Source organism: Pseudomonas sp. FH4 (genome assembly GCF_000510915.2).
Taxonomy (GTDB): Bacteria; Pseudomonadota; Gammaproteobacteria; order Pseudomonadales; family Pseudomonadaceae; genus Aquipseudomonas; species Aquipseudomonas brenneri.
Window position 1 is genome coordinate 27305 of the sequence record NZ_AOHN01000020.1, and the last position, 16270, is coordinate 43574.

At 57.0% G+C, this 16270-nt stretch carries 14 protein-coding genes, 1 tRNA gene and 5 pseudogenes; 11 read left to right on the forward strand and 9 right to left on the reverse strand.

Annotated features, from left to right (window positions below; all coding sequences use genetic code 11):
- Positions 1–225 precede the first annotated feature (225 nt).
- Positions 226–1446 (forward strand): multidrug effflux MFS transporter, encoded by a 1221-nt coding sequence (locus H097_RS15255; RefSeq protein ID WP_032860770.1) that lies wholly within the window; start codon positions 226–228, stop codon positions 1444–1446.
- Between the two features lie 16 nt (positions 1447–1462).
- Positions 1463–2074 (forward strand): TetR/AcrR family transcriptional regulator, encoded by a 612-nt coding sequence (locus H097_RS15260; RefSeq protein ID WP_032860771.1) that lies wholly within the window; start codon positions 1463–1465, stop codon positions 2072–2074.
- A gap of 282 nt (positions 2075–2356) precedes the next feature.
- Here the strand turns inward: H097_RS15260 and H097_RS15265 are convergent, their stop codons facing one another.
- The 4 genes from H097_RS15265 to H097_RS15280 form a co-directional block, all read right to left on the reverse strand.
- Positions 2357–2710, reverse strand: a complete 354-nt coding sequence (locus H097_RS15265; protein WP_032860772.1) for a hypothetical protein — start codon at positions 2708–2710, stop codon at positions 2357–2359.
- 97 nt (positions 2711–2807) lie between these two features.
- A complete protein-coding gene (locus H097_RS15270; RefSeq protein WP_032860773.1) occupies positions 2808–3626 on the reverse strand; it encodes a methyltransferase domain-containing protein in 819 nt (272 codons plus the stop codon).
- Positions 3627–3647: 21 nt separating this feature from the next.
- A complete protein-coding gene (locus tag H097_RS15275) occupies positions 3648–4022 on the reverse strand; it encodes a DUF1641 domain-containing protein (RefSeq protein WP_032860774.1) in 375 nt (124 codons plus the stop codon).
- A 27-nt stretch (positions 4023–4049) separates the two neighbouring features.
- Positions 4050–5237, reverse strand: coding sequence for an FAD/NAD(P)-binding oxidoreductase (locus H097_RS15280; RefSeq protein WP_156356809.1), 1188 nt, complete (start codon positions 5235–5237; stop codon positions 4050–4052).
- A gap of 414 nt (positions 5238–5651) precedes the next feature.
- Here H097_RS15280 and H097_RS15285 point away from each other — a divergent pair.
- Positions 5652–5738, forward strand: a tRNA-Leu gene (locus H097_RS15285).
- A gap of 123 nt (positions 5739–5861) precedes the next feature.
- Here H097_RS15285 and H097_RS28435 read toward each other — a convergent pair.
- A pseudogene (locus H097_RS28435) lies at positions 5862–6826 on the reverse strand (DUF4113 domain-containing protein); the annotation flags it as partial.
- 153 nt (positions 6827–6979) lie between these two features.
- A pseudogene (locus tag H097_RS27765) lies at positions 6980–7198 on the reverse strand (DUF4113 domain-containing protein); the annotation flags it as partial.
- On the opposite strand from H097_RS27765, the pseudogene H097_RS28205 reads away from it, so the two are divergent.
- A pseudogene (locus H097_RS28205) lies at positions 7194–7316 on the forward strand (copper-binding protein); the annotation flags it as partial. The pseudogenes H097_RS27765 and H097_RS28205 overlap by 5 nt on opposite strands.
- A 178-nt stretch (positions 7317–7494) precedes the next feature.
- On the opposite strand, the gene H097_RS15295 reads toward H097_RS28205, so the two are convergent.
- From H097_RS15295 to H097_RS15305, 3 genes are all read right to left on the reverse strand, one after another.
- Positions 7495–7962, reverse strand: a complete 468-nt coding sequence (locus tag H097_RS15295) for an ATP-dependent zinc protease (RefSeq protein ID WP_032861100.1) — start codon at positions 7960–7962, stop codon at positions 7495–7497.
- A gap of 137 nt (positions 7963–8099) precedes the next feature.
- Entirely contained in the window at positions 8100–8369 is a 270-nt protein-coding gene (locus H097_RS15300; protein WP_032860777.1) for a hypothetical protein, read from the reverse strand.
- 60 nt (positions 8370–8429) lie between these two features.
- Complete coding sequence (locus tag H097_RS15305; protein WP_346962900.1) at positions 8430–9284, reverse strand: cation transporter; 855 nt, start codon at positions 9282–9284, stop codon at positions 8430–8432.
- Positions 9285–9420: 136 nt separating this feature from the next.
- Here H097_RS15305 and cadR point away from each other — a divergent pair, with 136 nt between their 5' ends.
- The 7 genes and pseudogenes from cadR to H097_RS15340 all read left to right on the forward strand — a co-directional run bounded on the left by cadR (position 9421) and on the right by H097_RS15340 (position 15964).
- A complete protein-coding gene (gene cadR / locus H097_RS27775) occupies positions 9421–9828 on the forward strand; it encodes a Cd(II)/Pb(II)-responsive transcriptional regulator (protein ID WP_082445601.1) in 408 nt (135 codons plus the stop codon).
- Between the two features lie 94 nt (positions 9829–9922).
- Positions 9923–12334, forward strand: coding sequence for a heavy metal translocating P-type ATPase (locus H097_RS15315; protein WP_258558630.1), 2412 nt, complete (start codon positions 9923–9925; stop codon positions 12332–12334).
- Positions 12335–12341: 7 nt separating this feature from the next.
- Positions 12342–12680 (forward strand): annotated as a pseudogene (locus H097_RS28210) (DUF3703 domain-containing protein); the annotation flags it as partial.
- Positions 12681–12740: 60 nt separating this feature from the next.
- A pseudogene (gene lspA, locus H097_RS28215) lies at positions 12741–13196 on the forward strand (signal peptidase II); the annotation flags it as partial.
- A gap of 59 nt (positions 13197–13255) precedes the next feature.
- The gene (locus H097_RS15330; RefSeq protein WP_226926347.1) at positions 13256–13930 is read left to right on the forward strand and encodes an AraC family transcriptional regulator; all 675 of its coding nucleotides are present in this window, start codon (positions 13256–13258) and stop codon (positions 13928–13930) included.
- 68 nt (positions 13931–13998) lie between these two features.
- Positions 13999–14880 (forward strand): sterol desaturase family protein, encoded by an 882-nt coding sequence (locus tag H097_RS15335; RefSeq protein WP_032860784.1) that lies wholly within the window; start codon positions 13999–14001, stop codon positions 14878–14880.
- Between the two features lie 97 nt (positions 14881–14977).
- Entirely contained in the window at positions 14978–15964 is a 987-nt protein-coding gene (locus H097_RS15340) for an arsenic resistance protein (protein WP_032860786.1), read from the forward strand.
- Positions 15965–16270 lie beyond the last annotated feature (306 nt).

The following is a 16270-nucleotide window of genomic DNA, read 5'->3' on the forward strand; positions in this document are numbered from 1 at the left end:
TACCGGCGTATTTAGGAAAACGCCTAAATGGAAAGCGAAAACTCCTCGATTTGCTGACTTCTTACGCGGGATGAAAACACTGCAGTTCAACTGTGGGTTTGCTCGTGATAACGGTGTGTCAGCTACAGAAAACGGTGAGGTTACCCACATTGACCGTTAACCGAGGTGTCGTTATCATCCACAAAACCTACCGACCGGTAGGATGTTTTTTAGGTTGGAGACTGTATGAATTCGCAACCCACCCACAGGGCCCCCCTGAGGCTGGCTATTGGCCTGGGACTGATCGGCGCCCTCGGCCCGTCGGCGGTCGATATGTACTTGTCGAGCCTTCCCGAGATTGCCCGCGAGTATCAGAGCAGTTTCGCCAGTGTGCAGTTGACCCTGACGTTCTTCCTCCTGGCTATGGGTGCAGGCCAGTTGATCTTCGGGCCCATCGTCGACGCGTACGGCCGCCGACGACCCCTGCTGGCCGGTCTTGTGCTGTTTACCTTGTGTTCACTGGGCGCTGCGTGGGCACCGACACTTGAGACGTTGATCGCCCTGCGCTTTGTTCAGGGGCTTGGCAGCGCACTGACGCTGGTGGTGATCATGAGCATGGTGCGCGACGTCAGCGAAGGCGTGGCCGCGACCAAGCTCTTTGCATTGCTGATGACCATCGAAGGGGTGGCGCCGATCTTCGCCCCGGCACTGGGCGGGGTGATCGATACACACTACGGCTGGCGTGCCGTGATGTTGGTGCTCGCCGCTTTTGGCCTGGCGGTACTTGGCAACAGTTGGCTGTCGCTACCAGAGACCCTGGCCTCTCGCCACAGAGAACCCTTGCGCCTGGGTGCCGCGTGTCGCACGTACCTGACCATTGCCAGGGACCGGCACTTTCTGCGCCCGACCCTCGCCGTGGCGGCGGTGTTCTTCTTTCTGTTTGCCTACATCGGCGGCGCGACCCTGGTCTATCAACAGACCTACGGCTTGAGCCCACAAGCCTTTGGCATGCTGTTCGGTGTCACAGGTGTAGCCATCCTGATCGGGGCGATGAGCGCCGGGAAACTGGTCAGCCGATTTGGCTTGAGCTGTCTCTCGCTGATCGGCGTGTCGTGCATGGCCGCAGGCTCGGCAATCGCTGTGGTTTGCACCCTGACCCAACTGGGCTTGCCCGGTATAGTGGCGGGCATGGCCGTCGCGTTGTTTGGCTTGGGGATCGCCGAGTCCACGTTGATGTCGCTTGTCATGTCCTCGCAAAAACGCGCGCTGGGCTCCACCGCTGCACTGCTGGGCGCGTTCCAACTGTCGATTTCCGCCAGTGCGACGCCACTCTCGGCATTGGCCCTGACCCAGGGACCAGTGGCCTGGGCAACACTGCTGTTGGCCAGCGCGTTGCTGACCTGCCTGCTGACGACGATCAGCCTTCCCCGGGGGGCAGGCCAAGCCTTTGACCTGACCGGGCACTGATTTGAGGAGCAACACCATGACATCCAATACCCTGACCTCGGCCGCCGAACGCATCGCGTATCTGGCCCTGGATCAATTTGCCGAGCATGGTTACGACGCCGCCTCGCTGAACGATATCGCCGTACGCGCGGGCATCAAAAAGGCCTCGCTATACGCGCACTTTGCGAGCAAGGACGCGCTCTACGTGGTCGCACTCGAACTTGCACTGCAGGCCGAGCGTGACTACGTGCAAAGCCAATTTTCGAAAAACTCACGATCGGTCAAGGCCCCCGGCGAGGTCTATATCGACAACCTGCAACGCCGCTACAGCGCCAATGAATCCCTGCGGTTCTTGTTGAGGGCCGCATTTTACCCGCCGGCGCCGCTGAGGGGCGTGGTCATGTCCGGGTTCGATGATTACATGACCACGATCCGCAGCCATTTCCAGAAGGGGTTGCTCAAAGCCTATCCAGGCATAGACGAACAGGCCAGTGAGGTTCTGGCCGAGGCCTACCTGGTGATGATCGACAGCCTGCATGTAGAGCTGACCTACGGTAATGCACAGGCCTATGCACGTCGCCTTGAGGCGCTGCAACAACTGTCGCGGGCGGTTGGTTACGAGGAGATCATTCGGCGATTGCGCGGGTAAACACCTGACCGGCCTTCGCGTAATACCACTGTAGGAGCGAGCTTGCTCGCGAAGGACGTCAACGATAACGCGTGCTTACAGGGTAAGCGCAGCGTTCTCAAGTTTTTCGCGAGCAAGCTCGCTCCTACAGTGGGCCAGTGGTTTACTTGCTCATCAGCCTGTCTCGTTCAATCCGTATCGAATGACATTGGGGGCACAACAGCCCCAACCGCACTGCACGGGTGAAACGATGCTCGCACTTCTTGCAGCGGAAGAAATACGGCGGACCGTCGACAAAAGCGCTCATGACTGTTTCTTTTTCAGGACCATCTTTCCGGCCTCAAAGGAGATTTCCTCATACCCTTTGAACAGGGCAATGATCAGCCCCAGGCCCAAAGTGGCAGCTGCAATAATGGCCGCGATCTCCAACCCAGTCAGGGTGGCGATGGGCACAGCCGCCGCCATGGAGAGCCCACCGGTAAAAGGCACAGCCGCCAGTGCCGCGGTCAGCAGTCCAATCGTGATCGTCCCCGCTACCGCAATCTTCTTCGACGATTTGAGCTTGTTCGCAAGCTCACCTTCTACCGTGATCTGCTCGTACCCGGCATTCTTGGCAGATTCAAGTTCCGTTTTGGTTCTCACCGTGATGACGCGCATGCCATTTCCCTATTCGATGGTTCCAAACCTCAATGATCGCATAATGCCATACCCCTGAGTAAGCGATCGCATCCATCGGCATGTCGTTAGTCCGCAGTCAGACCCGCGCCACAATGAAGATCCGTTTGAACGGGAACAATGTCAGGCCATCTGTTTCCGGCGGGTACACTTGGCGCACTCGCTCAAGGTAGTGATAGATAAACCTCGCCCGGTCTTGATCATTCAGAGCCAGCAATACAGGGCGCAGGGCCGAGACCTTGACCCAGTCAAAAATCGGCGATTGGCCTTGGACAACTTGCAGATATTCAGTCTCCCAGATATCCAGTTCGTGGCTCATGGGAGCCAGCAAACGGTAGTAGCAATCCAGCGATAGCACTGGGCGAGTCGACATTGCCTGGCGCAATTGGAGAGTACCCAATGGCACGCCTCCGGGCCCCGCATCTTCCAGGGTATCGAGCATCAAGCGATACCAGTGTGCGTCGCGCCAATTGGGCATATGGGCTGCAAAACAACCGCCGGGTTTGAGCTGTCGCAACAGCCGGGGTAACAGCTCATGATGCCCATCAATAAAATGCAACACTGCAGCAGCCAGCAGCAGATCCGCAGGTTGCTCGGCGTGCCAGCCTTGCAGATCACGGCGCTGCCACAGAGCCTTGATTGGCAGGCATTTCGCCTCAGCAAGCATTTCGGCAGAACTGTCGACGCCGGTCAGTTCAGCGTCTGGCCAGCGCTTGGCCAACAACTGGGTGGCAATACCGGTGCCACAGCCCAGGTCGTAGATACAGTGCGGCCGCTCAAGGTGGATGCGCTCAAGAAGCTCAACAACAGGACGTTCTCGCAGGCGGGCAAACTTCAGGTAGGACGCGGGGTCCCATTGGGTACTGGCATTTTGTGCCAGTGGGGAATCGGCGATCATGAGGTGGACCTCCAGGTCGTGTCACAGTTGTCGTCCAATGACGTTCAGCGTTCTCAGAATCAGACCTACGCCCCGCCGGGTGTCCGGTTCGCGAAGTAGGGTCAGCAAGCCATAGAGGCTATCGGGATGTTCCAGGGCCTGGGTTTGCGACTTGGCCATACGCACTGCGTTGCCCAGCTCCCAACTCACGCTGGTGGTTTGCTCAAACAGCGTTGCGAGCTTTTCCACCATTGCGCAATCCAGCAGATCGACGATGTCAGAAGCAATTGAGAGCAGGTCGACCAGGTTGTCCAGCCGGCCGCTATCGAGCAAAGGTTGAAGTTTTTGCACGATTTCGTGTATCGCCAGATCAGGCGTAGCACCCGCCTGGGCACCGTCAGAGGGTATTGCGTCCATGACAAAGACTCCTTCCTTTGTATTGAGTCAAAGCATTCCGCGAGCCACAGCCCAGTAAAGACCGCGGTTAAATCCATTTCGCAGCAAGCCTGCCAACTTGTTCGGTGGGGTCGGCAACACATCGTGCGTATAGTCGTACCAGAGGGGCATACCCGCGTTCAGCCCCATTTGAGCCACGGCCTGGACACGCCCGTCGTAGATTGCATCGGCAGAACCATGGCGAATTTCACCTGCAATATTGTTTGCAATAACCGGTGCCTGGTTATGGCAAGCGCCTCCTGCTTTGCTGACGGGCAAGTCGACGGTATCGCCTATCACATACACATTTTCCAGACCGTAGACTTGCAGGGTCTCGTGATGAGTGGGTAGCCATCCCTCATTGCCTTGCGCCTGGGATACGCCCGACGCTATTACGACATCCACCGCTCGTATCGGCGGGGTCGCCATCAAGATATCGAACGGCTGGGCATCACCCTCTGCGGAATAGGCAATGCGTTGATCGGGATCGACCTTGTCGAGGGTAAAACCTCGCTGAAAGCGGATGCCACGCTGTTCAAACAGGCCAGGCAGAATTTCGCCTGTAGGTCGCTGCAAGAACAAACAGTTGCGCATCAACTGCGCCGTCGTGGGATAGGTGTAGACGATCTCCACCTTGTCGCGAACGCCGCGACGACGCAGAAAATCATCCAGCATCAGGGTGGTTTCAACGGGGGCAATCCCACATTGATGAGGAACATTCGGGGTTTGGGGGAAAGAAACGGTAATGAAAATCCGCCCGCGTTTTATGGTGCCCAGACGCTGGGCCAACTGTCGTGCAGGCCCGTATTGGTAGAAATGATCCCCGGCCTCCTTCAGCCCTTCAATCCTTTCCGGCGCGGGTACACAGCCCGTGGCGATCACCAAGTAATCATAGCCGTGGCGTTGGCCGCTGCGGGTATGCAGGGTCTGCCCGGGGAAATCGAAGCGGGTCACTTCATCGACCTGAAAGTCGATCTCCGGCCGCAACAAAGAACGCTCCGAGCGCTTGAGTTCTTCTTCAAAGAACTGGTTAAACGCCACGTACATGAAGGCAGGCTTGTAAAAGTGCTCCGCCGAGTTTGAGAGCAGGCTGACTTTCACCTTGGCCCTGACGATTTCGGGATACAGCTTTGCCACTAACTGATTGGCGACCATGGTCCCACCAAGACCACCGCCAACGATCATTATCCGGATCACCGCACTGCCTCCATGCATGGTTGGAACTCCTATAAGGGACCTTAGTAAATAACCACGTGGAGGCAGGACTAAAAGGCAATAACGGTTGCAGCGATCATCGCGAATAGGGTTCCTGCAAGCGTCAAGTAGGTGAAATAGACAGCCAACGGGTACGAAATACGGGCCGTGCATGGTTTTCCAATCATCGGTCCCAAGGACTGTGCAGCGATGCGCTACCGAGTCGCATGCTCCTCCTTGGCAAATGTAGATCACTGATATGGTGGGATTTTTTTCTACGCTGGCGCACGTAACCAATCAGAAAAAGACCGCTCGCAAACTTGCACCAACGTGCCTGGATCTATATATTCCCTAGCCTGCTGCACCGCTCAAGCACTTTGCCAGGCAAAGCTTCTTGAGTTGCTTCATCGCGCTGCCGCCCGAATGGCGAAACTGGTAGACGCATGGGACTTAAAATCCCCCGCTCGTAAGGGCGTCCCGGTTCGATTCCGGGTTCGGGCACCATAGATATCAAGGGCTTGCATGATGAACTTCATGCAAGCCCTTATCTTTTCTGTTCCGCAATTTTACAAGCTGTTCCGCAATTATCCTTTCCTTGGCGTCCTGCCGACCGAGCACCACCCCCCCTCATTTGCACGCAACAGACCACAGTTGATCAAGCCTCGTCGTATAGCTCTGGCTCATCATCTCCCGGCGCATTTCCCAGTCGGGTTCGTAGGCACACTGGCCGACCGCAGCGTTCCCCTTCCCCACCGTCCATTGATCTGGTCCAGCACCGTCATCACCCTGGTAGCCTCCGCAGGCTGCGACACGGCGAACAGATCGTCGGTGTATTCGCCCGGCTGGCAAAGGTTGAGCAGCATCACCTCGGCCTTGCTGTATTTGAAGCCTGGCTGGTAGATATGGTCGACCGCATCAACCGCAGCCTTCGTCAGTAGGCGCACGTCGTCGGTTGGATAAGGCAGGTCAACCACCACCCCGTTCGCATACTTGGCCTCTTCCGGATTGAACATGCCGGTCCGGATGCAGACGCGGACCTTCTTGCACAGTGAGCCCTGGGCCCGGAGCTTTTCAGAGGCTCGCATCATGTAGGTGGCCAGCGCCTCCTTGATCGGTGGCAACTCGGTCAGGCGCTTACCGAACATCCGGCTGCAGCAGATCTCCTGCTTCGGTGGGTCGGGCTCATCCAGCTCCAGGCACGACGTGCCGGCCAACTCCCGGGCAGTTTTCTCAATCACGATGCTGAACTTCTTGCGCAGCGTCCACGGGTCAGCCTTGGCCAGGTCCATGGCGGTCTTGATGCCAAGTGCGTCGAGGTGGAGTTTCATTTTTCGGCCGACACCCCACACCTCGGCCACGTCGGTGTTACGCAATACCCAGTCGCGCTTGGCCGGGTCAGTAATGTTTACCACTCCACCTGTCTGAGACTGCAGCCGTTTCGCTGTATGGTTGGCCAGCTTGGCCAAGGTCTTTGTGGGAGCAATGCCGACACCTACAGGGATGCCAGTACCGCGCAGCACCTGGGCTCGAATCCTTCGCCCGAGGCCGTCCAGGTCATCGATGCCGGTCAAATCGGCGAAAGCCTCGTCTAGCTAAAGGAAAGATGTCAACCCATGGACATCGGTTTGAATGAATATTTGTCAGGGTTTAGATCAGGTGTCCGATGTCCATAGACCACACGCATTTTCACAGAAATGGATCACATGGTGTCCATGGCAAATACGCGAATTTTGTGGCGACGAAAGCTAGCGTGACCAAGATGAGCCCGCTCCAATAGTCCAAAGCTCATCCAACCTGGTTGTATAACTAGGGCTCTTAAGCTCTCTCCTCATACCCCATTCAGGTGATACAGGGACGCTGGCAGTCCGCAATGTACCTCGCCCCCACTTGGCATTTATCTCATCCAAAACATTCATCACTCGCCCGCTTGCCTCTGGCTGTGATGGCGCGAATAGGTCGCCGGTGACCATGGCCTTTTCCGTGGCCGAAGATCAGTTGGCAGGGCTGTCGGTTGGAGACCGTGTATCGTTTTCTTTTCGACTAGAGGGTGAAAAAGCAACGATTGTCTCCATCAAAAAGTGATGTTTCAGTAGCCGGCACGTATTGTCGTGCCGGTTTTTACCCCCTACCTTCAGGGTGTGAATGACTGCTTCTCGCCGATATTGTTGAAAAAGTGGCGTTGCCACGGTGGCATCGTCGTCTCAATCAGATCGACTGACGTTACTTGAGGCAATCAGTCAGCGATTGAGGACGGTAACATTCATGGGGTGTCGCATTTCGGCTCCACGGTGAAAGTCCGCGAGGCATCAACCGCTCCAATACGCGCTAAGGTACTGCGCCCAATCAGCACGGGATAATTCATCTTGCCCCGATCCTTCAGCGAGAACTCCTCATCGTACATACGAGATCCGATGCATATTTTCATCATCACAACCGGACGCTGCTCCGCGCCGCCGGCACCACGCACTTTTACGTTGCGGACGACCTTGCGCTCAAAGGATGAATTGGTCATCTTGCCAGTCATGCTGTCTTTGACTTCCACATTAAAGCGGACCCACCTCTGGTTGTCCTTTTCAAACCGTTCCAAATCCTTCGCATCCATGGACGAGGTCAAAGCTCCGGTATCGAGCTTGATTTTCACCGAGATGTTTTCCGGTTGAATCTGCCCTTCCTCCACCCACCCAAATACTTTGGGGGGGGACTTCGTCTCGGCAAATCCGGGCGCCATCGCCAAGGCAATAGTCACCGCAATCAACCATCTTGTCGTTCGATACGGCATAAAGGAAACCTCTTTTATGGGCTGAGAGAGTTGTTTCTTGTGCTGTAGGGAGCTTAGGTTGTCTGCTGCTCCGTCAAAGACGAGCCCTAAACATCCTCGTAACTGCGGCTGTTCGCCCATTCCAACTCATGCTGCACCTCCAGGTGGAAGGCCTCATAAAGCAACCAGGCCTTCTGACAGTTCTGCTCCAGAAGTCTCTCTGCCTCAGCGCTAATGCCCGACTGCTCGCGCAGTGCCATCAACTTCAGGTAGGCAGCATAAGCCGCATCTCGATTCTGGACGGCATACCCTTCCGCGATAGTGCGGTTTAAACCCGCCATTAACTGCTCTATCTCAAGCGTGTAATCATCAGTCATACGTCACGAGCCTCTGGATGGGGAACGGCGTGAAGCAGCAGCCAGCAAATGCCCCCTTGATCACGCTTTCAAGGCCAGGATTCGGCGTGCCCCATTCAAGACAATGAGGCCCACAACGGTACCAATCACCAAATCTGGATAGGCAGAACCTGTCCACGCGACCAGCACACCGGCAACGATAACGCCAAGGTTCGCAAGCACGTCGTTGGCTGAAAAAATCCAGCTTGCTTTCATGTGTGCACCTCCTTCGCGATGGCCATAGATCATCAAGAGACAGCTGACGTTGGCGACGAGCGCAATTACGCCAATCCCCATCATCAGCATCGACTCCGGTTCGCTGCCGTAGAGAAAGCGTCTCGCCACTTCCATGAGTACACCCAGGGCCAACACGATCTGAAAGAACCCCGCCAGGTGCGCAGCGCGAACCTGCAGCCGTGCATTGCGTCCGACGGCATAGAGAGCCAGGCCATAGACGGCAGCATCAGCAAACATGTCCAGTGAATCGGCCACCAGGCCAGCTGACTGGGCGATCAAACCTGCGCCCATCTCGATGACAAACATCGCGCCATTGATACCGAGTAGTATTTTGAGCGTGCTTGCCTCCTTCGAAGTAGTCAGCTCTTCACTGACACTATTGGCCGAGGCTGCTTCCTGACTGGCCGGTTCAGTACCCAGTAACGTTGCGCCCAGGCCAAGTGACTCCAGTTTTGTAGTGATCAGATCAACAGGTCCGTCATGGAAAGCGCGTACCTGCCTGCTGGCCAGATCAAAGGACAATGAATGGAGATCAGGCACGCCATTCAAAACGAGACGAATCATCCGTTCTTCTGACGGACAATCCATCTTGGGCACAAGAAAACTGCTGACCCAGGTGACTTCATTCGACGAGGTTGCCGCTTCAGTGGTTGTTGGCACTGGGCCACAACCACAGGATTTCTCACACGTACCCATGATCCGCTTTACCTATCAGGTTTCATTCTGGCCATTGAAAACCATATAGCAGGTATAGGGTCAAGTGCAGATATACTGGCGTTTTATCGAGGAGCCAGCGATGCGCATCGGTCAACTAGCACAGCTGACGGGAGCGGATATTCAGACCATTCGTTTCTATGAGCGCCAACGTCTGCTTCCACCACCCAATCGTCAGGCCAATGGCTACCGCTCCTATGAAGCGGAACATGTGGAGAGACTGCTGTTCATCCGCCGCTGCCGGTCGTTCGGTATGTCGTTGGAGGAAATCGCTGTTTTGCAGAGCTTTCAAGCACAGCCGCAGCAACCTTGCGCGGCGGTGAATGCGCTGCTTGATAGTCATATTGCTCAGGTCAGAACCCAAATTACGTCCTTGCAAGTCCTGGAAGATCAATTGGTGAGATTGCGCCGCTGCTGCGATAACGAACGACAAAGTTTGGACTGCGGAATACTTTCGGGCTTGGTAGAGGGCGGTACAACACACTCCTGATGCACGCGCCCCTTCGCTTTTGCTCAAAAATTTAGTTCTTGACCATATAGCGACTATAGGGTGTTCACTGCGCAACAACAGAGGAGACGCCATAATGGCTAATTGTTGCGATGACACCCCGAAAAAAAGCTCCTGCAGCAACTCTGCGGAGACAAGCTGCAGTGGGACGGCTTGCGCGACACCGGCAGAACCGGTAGGCGAACTGAGCAGCTTTCGCATTGAACAAATGGATTGCCCTACTGAAGAAGCGCTGATCCGCGGCAAACTGGAGAAGCTGCCCGAAGTGCAGGCGCTGCAGTTCAATCTGCTAAACCGGACCCTCGACGTCCGTCACGAGCCGCTGTCTCCACAGGTGCTTGTGGAGGCCATTGCTTCATTGGGGATGAAGGCTGAGCCATTGACCGCCGCGCAGGGCACTCGTGTGGTAATTGCGCAAATGGACTGTCCCACCGAGGAGCGACTGATCACCGACAAACTGTCCGGTATGCCGGGCATCTCGGCACTGCGGTTCAATCTGCTGCAACGAACACTCACCATCAGCCATGAGCCGGAGGCACTGGCGCCCGCGTTGGACGCGATCCGCGCGCTCGGCTTCACTCCCCAGCTTGCGGCCGAAACCAAATCCTCGACCGAACCGCATCCACCGACCAACGCTTACTGGTGGCGGCTAGGGCTGTCCGGGGCCGCCGCCGCATCCGCGGAGATCTTGCACTTCACCCAGTTGGTGCCCGAATGGGGCGTTGCGGCCATTTCCCTGGCGTCCGTGTTGCTGTGCGGGTTGGCCATCTACAAGAAAGGCTGGATCGCCCTCAAGAACCGCAACCTCAACATCAATGCGCTGATGAGTATTGCCGTTACGGGCGCGATTCTAATTGGGCAATGGCCCGAAGCTGCCATGGTGATGTTCCTGTTTGCGGTCGCGGAGTTGATCGAGGCCAAATCCCTCGATCGCGCTCGGAATGCTATCCGCAGCCTGATGGACCTAGCTCCGGACAAGGCGACGGTGCAGCAACCCGATGGCCGTTGGATCGAGCTGGAGGTGGCCACGGTCGCCGTCGGAAGTCTGGTCCGGGCTCGCCCCGGTGAGCGTATCGGCCTGGATGGGGAGGTGGTCAAAGGTAATTCGACGATCAACCAGGCACCCATCACCGGCGAGAGCCTGCCTGTGGAAAAGGGGCCAGGCGATACGGTGTTCGCCGGCACCATTAACCAAGCTGGCGAATTGGAGTATCGCGTCACGGCGGAAGCCAGCCATACCACCCTGGCTCGGATCATCCACGCCGTCGAAGAGGCTCAGGGTGCCCGTGCGCCAACCCAGCGCTTCGTTGATCAGTTCGCGCGGATTTACACGCCGGCGGTGTTCCTGTTCTCGCTGGCTGTGGCTGTCGTACCGCCCTTGCTGATGAACGGGATGTGGTTCGACTGGATCTATCGTGCCCTGGTATTGTTGGTGGTGGCGTGCCCCTGCGCCCTGGTGATTTCCACCCCTGTCACCATCGTCAGCGGCCTGGCGGCCGCCGCTCGCAAAGGCATTCTGATCAAGGGCGGGGTGTACCTGGAAAGCGGCCGCAAGATCACGCACCTGGCTTTGGACAAAACCGGCACTCTCACCCATGGCAAGCCGGTTCAGACCGACTTCCTACCCATTGGCACAGACCTGCCAGCGGAATACCTCTCGGCGGCGGCGAGTCTGGCCAGTCGCTCTGACCACCCAGTGTCGCAAGCCATTGCCAACCAGGCTGCTGAGCGCTCAATACCGTTGCTGGCCGTAGAGAGTTTCGAAGCTATTGTTGGGCGCGGCGTCCGCGGTGTTATTGACGGTCATCAGTACCATCTGGGCAATCATCGATTGCTTGAGGAGCTCGGTCTTTGTTCGACTGGATTCGAAGCGTTACTCGAACGATTCGAGCGTCAGGGCAAAACGGTTGTCATCCTCTCCAACAAAACTCAGGTGTTGGCCCTGTTCGCCGTGGCCGATACGGTGAAGGACAGCAGCCAGGCTGCCATTGGCGAACTCCACGCACTGGGCGTGAAAACGCTGATGCTGACGGGCGACAATCCGTACACCGCCGAAGCGATCGCCGCGCAGGTGGGTATCGACGAAGCCAAAGGTAACCTGTTACCGACCGACAAGCTCAGCGCCATTGTAGACCTGATCAACAACGGAGCTACCGTGGGCATGGTCGGGGATGGCATCAACGATGCCCCCGCACTGGCTCGTGCCGATGTCGGTTTTGCCATGGGCGCGGCGGGTACCGATACCGCGATCGAGACTGCAGATGTGGCGATCATGGACGATGACCTGCGCAAGATCCCGGCCTTCATCCGCCTCTCCCGGCAAACCGCTGCGGTGCTTATGCAGAACATCGGACTGGCTCTGGGGATTAAGGCGATCTTTCTGGTAGTCACGCTGGCCGGTCACGCCACGATGTGGATGGCGGTATTCGCCGACATGGGGGTAAGTCTGTTGGTAGTCCTGAATGGATTGCGCCTGCTGCGCAAGTGAGGGCGAGATGAACAGCGAACTACATACCGCCATCGGCATGGCCTTCCAGCAAGCCGAGCAGGCACTTGCGGCCAAGGAGCCTTGGCGCGCCTATCCCTGGTTGGAGCGCGCCCACATTCTCAGTCAGCGCCTGCCAGTGCTGCACGTACGCAGCCATTGGTTGATGCTCCGGGCTGGCTGGCAACAGCGCGACTACCGGGAAATGCTTGGCCAAACCACACGGATAATGGCTGCCTTGCTGTTCAGCAAACTCTGGGTACCAATCGGCAACACCGGACGGGCCAGGATCAGTGCATTCCGGTCGATGCCAGTACCAAAGGATCTGCAACGACTACTGCAAGGTAAGCCACCAGTGAAGGCACATCAGGAAGCAACGCAGTACGTCACACCTTGGTTTTGGTGGGGGCTGGCGACTGCAGTTGCCACCCTCGATCAAGGGTTCAAATCCATCGTTGAGCGTCTATTCGCGCTGGGTTCAACGCTTCCCTTGAGTTCATTTTTCAATATCGTGCATGCCCGGAATACCGGCGCAGCCTTCAGCTTCCTGGCTGAAGCGGGCGGTTGGCAGCGTTATTTTTTCATCGCCATCGCTTTGGCCGTGTCCGTGGTGCTCGCCCTGCTGCTTCGTCGTGCGCGCCCCCCGAGCGAAGCCTTGGGTTATAGCCTGATCTTGGGCGGTGCTATCGGTAACCTCATCGATCGGTCGTTCCGCGGCTATGTTGTCGACTACTTGGACTTCTACTACCAGACATGGAGTTGGCCGGCGTTCAACCTAGCAGATATAGGTATCGTCGGTGGTGTACTACTGTTGTTCCTGAGCAGCCTGTCGCAACCGAGTCCACAAGCAGGTCGGGCGGGATGAAGGAGCCCGGTGCGGTCGACTCGCCTCGTTGGTCCGGCCGTGCATGGATTGCCCCTGGCATGGCTATCTTCATCGGCCGCGCCGGGCATCAAGACTGGCACCAACATCAGGCACACCAAATTGCACTGGGATTGAATGCGCTCGTCTTCGTAGAGTCACCTCACGGTGGCTACACCGGGGCTGCGGTCCGCATTCCTGCGGGTGTTCGCCACCGGCTCAGCGGCGACATCGTCATGTCGATCTACCTAGATGTATTGTCGGATGAAGCCAGGGCTCTGCCCGAGGGCAGAACCCTGGCGCCGCTCGAAATTGCTACGGCCGACGTGACGAGGCTGATCGATGCCTTAGACGAGACGACCCTTGGTGTCCGAAGGGCGGTTCGGAGGGCGTTGGGAGTAATCGACCTGCCGACAACCGACCCGCGCCTGGCTGTGGTCAGCGCAGCCGTGCACAGCGGCAGCGTGCGGCGTGACCAACTCGCCGCACTGGTGCACCTGTCTCCGACGCGTTTTTCCCATTGGTTCGTGGAGCAGACCGGCCTGCCGCTGCGCAGCTATGCAAAATGGCTGCGCCTCACCCATGCAGTTCAGCTATTAGCCAGTGGGCTATCGATGACCGAAGCGGCACACGCGGTAGGCTTCTCCGATTCCGCCCATTTTTCACGAACCTTTCGTGCGCTGCTGGGCATAGATCCATCCTCAGCGCTTGCCGAGGTTCGCCTGCAGGAAGGCTAGCTCTTTCGTTCAAGCTGCCAGCGCGTACCCACACATATCGTAAAGGCTCACAATTCGGGAGCCCGATAATGTCCAGCATTTCTCGTTTAGCCATTCGATGGTTGAGCTATCCCTTAGTATTTGGCGGTTGTGCGGCCTTCATGGTGTGGGCGTTATACGCTGGAATGCCCTATTGGCCGACATCTCCCCTTGTCGCTGCGGTCGGGCTGCTGGCCATCGCGGCATTGGAGCATCTTCTGCCGTTTCGGCAGGAGTGGCTGGAAGATCACCAGGACACCCAGACGGACTTGCTGCACTTGCTAGTAAACCTTTCCGTCATTCAGTTCACGGCAGAAATCGTGGCCAAACTGGGGGATGCGGTACCTGCCTCGATGCGTCTATTTCCCAGTGAGAGCCCATTATGGCTGCAGCTGTTGCTAGTTGTGGTGGTGCTCGACCTGAGTCTGTACAGCATCCACCGAATCAGCCACCAGGTGCCCTGGCTGTGGCGTTTCCACATGGTTCACCACAGTGCCGAACGGCTGTACTGGATGAACGGTGAGCGGCGCCACCCCCTCCACGCTGCGCTCATGGCAGGCCCTGGGCTGGTAGTGCTGCTCGCTTCAGGGGCACCCTCGGCGGTGGTCGCGACCTGGTTTGGCATTTTGAGCGTGCACCTGGCCTTCCAGCACTCGAACCTGGATTACCGGGTGGGCTGGTTACGACATGTGTTTGGGGTCGCCGAAATCCATCGTTGGCACCACAAGCGTGACTTCGAAGATGCCCAAGTGAACTTTGGTGAGTTTCTGATGGTATGGGATCGGTTGTTCGGCACGTTCTACGACAGCGCAGGGAAGCTGGGCGCAGAGGTTGGACTGCATGAACAGGGATTCCCGCAGGGCTATTTGGAGCAGCTTGTTGTGCCCTTTGGAAAAGCAACCTTGCCCCAAATAAACCGCGATGATACGTGACATATAATGGCATGACCGTGTGCCTACACCATCACTCGACGGACGAGCTGGTGTTGTTTAGGTTGACGGCCTTTTTTTGATACCCGAGGGGAGCGCTATGGATAGTGACGCACTTGAACAGAACCAAATACCGATCTATTTCGTCGCGGTCATTGCCGCAGCAATCGGTGGGTTCATGGCGCCTGTGGCTGCTCAGGGGTTGAACGCTTTGGTAACGCCAACCATCGCCGTGCTGATGTACGCGATGTTCTTACAGATTCCCTTTCTTAATCTGCGTGAAGGACTGAGCAATAGACGCTTCATGTCAGCCCTGCTGATCGCCAACTTTGTACTGATTCCGCTGTTGGTATGGGGGCTCACTCGGGGACTCACGGATCATCCGGCGATCCTTGTTGGTGCTCTCCTGGTACTGCTGACACCCTGCATCGACTACGTGGTGGTCTTTACTCATATTGGCAAGGGCGACTCTCGTGGAATCCTTGCAGCCACACCAATCCTGCTGCTGCTTCAGCTTGTTCTGCTACCCGTGTACTTGGCCTTCATGTTGGGTGGACAGTCCGAAGTCATGATCTCGGTTGGCCCCTTTGTTGAAGCCTTTCTCGTGCTGATTGTCGCGCCGTTGTTATTGGCGGTGGTAACAGCGGCGCTAGCCAAAAAGTCGAAAATCGTCAGTGGTTGGAATGCCGCCTGGGCTTGGCTACCTGTCCCAGCAATGGCTGCGGTTCTGGTCGCGGTGGTCGGCTCTCAAATCTCCTCGGTCGTTCGCGACATCGACAAACTTGCTCCGGTCATCCCCGTATACATCGGCTTCATGCTATTGGCTCCGTTGGTTGGCGCTTTGGCTTCGAGAGCTTTCAAGCTGCCGTCCACGACTGCCAGAGCAGTGACATTCAGCTCGTCAACACGCAATTCTTTGGTCGTTCTCCCACTGGCCCTGGCATTACCTGAAGAGATTCGAGGCCTTGCGGCGGCGGCGGTGATCACCCAGACGCTAGTCGAGTTGGTGGGTGAGCTGATCTACATCCGCGCAGTACCGGCACTAATTTGGCGAAAAAGTTCGCAGACTGCGTCAATAACGCGATAGAAATCGAAACGTCGCGACATGGTTTTGATCAAGCTTGAATGACTGCTACTGGCCGATTCTGTTGAAAAAGTCGGTCTTTCCCGACCGCCCACGTAGTGACTGCTGAAAATACCTTTTTTGCGTGCAGCTACGCGAAATCTGAGCCTGGAATCCTCTGCTCAAATTAAAGATATCAATCTCAAGCGCGTACTTTACCGGAGGAAACCATGGCCGACTTTTTCAACAGAATCGGCCGATAGCTGCCTGTTTCCATCGGCTGATCGCAGGCAATAGGCAGGAAGCAGAGCGCTCCTTCCGGCTCGCCGC

Excerpts from the sequence above, each read along its gene's own strand:
- H097_RS15255 (WP_032860770.1), top strand. The coding sequence starts at position 226 with ATGAATTCGCAACCCACCCACAGGGCCCCCCTGAGGCTGGCTATTGGC.
- H097_RS15260 (WP_032860771.1), top strand. The coding sequence starts at position 1,463 with ATGACATCCAATACCCTGACCTCGGCCGCCGAACGCATCGCGTATCTG.
- H097_RS15265 (WP_032860772.1), bottom strand. The coding sequence starts at position 2,710 with ATGCGCGTCATCACGGTGAGAACCAAAACGGAACTTGAATCTGCCAAG.
- H097_RS15270 (WP_032860773.1), bottom strand. The coding sequence starts at position 3,626 with ATGATCGCCGATTCCCCACTGGCACAAAATGCCAGTACCCAATGGGAC.
- H097_RS15275 (WP_032860774.1), bottom strand. The coding sequence starts at position 4,022 with ATGGACGCAATACCCTCTGACGGTGCCCAGGCGGGTGCTACGCCTGAT.
- H097_RS15295 (WP_032861100.1), bottom strand. The coding sequence starts at position 7,962 with ATGGCGCCCGGATTTGCCGAGACGAAGTCCCCCCCCAAAGTATTTGGG.
- H097_RS15300 (WP_032860777.1), bottom strand. The coding sequence starts at position 8,369 with ATGACTGATGATTACACGCTTGAGATAGAGCAGTTAATGGCGGGTTTA.
- cadR (WP_082445601.1), top strand. The coding sequence starts at position 9,421 with ATGCGCATCGGTCAACTAGCACAGCTGACGGGAGCGGATATTCAGACC.
- H097_RS15315 (WP_258558630.1), top strand. The coding sequence starts at position 9,923 with ATGGCTAATTGTTGCGATGACACCCCGAAAAAAAGCTCCTGCAGCAAC.
- H097_RS15330 (WP_226926347.1), top strand. The coding sequence starts at position 13,256 with ATGGCTATCTTCATCGGCCGCGCCGGGCATCAAGACTGGCACCAACAT.
- H097_RS15335 (WP_032860784.1), top strand. The coding sequence starts at position 13,999 with ATGTCCAGCATTTCTCGTTTAGCCATTCGATGGTTGAGCTATCCCTTA.
- H097_RS15340 (WP_032860786.1), top strand. The coding sequence starts at position 14,978 with ATGGATAGTGACGCACTTGAACAGAACCAAATACCGATCTATTTCGTC.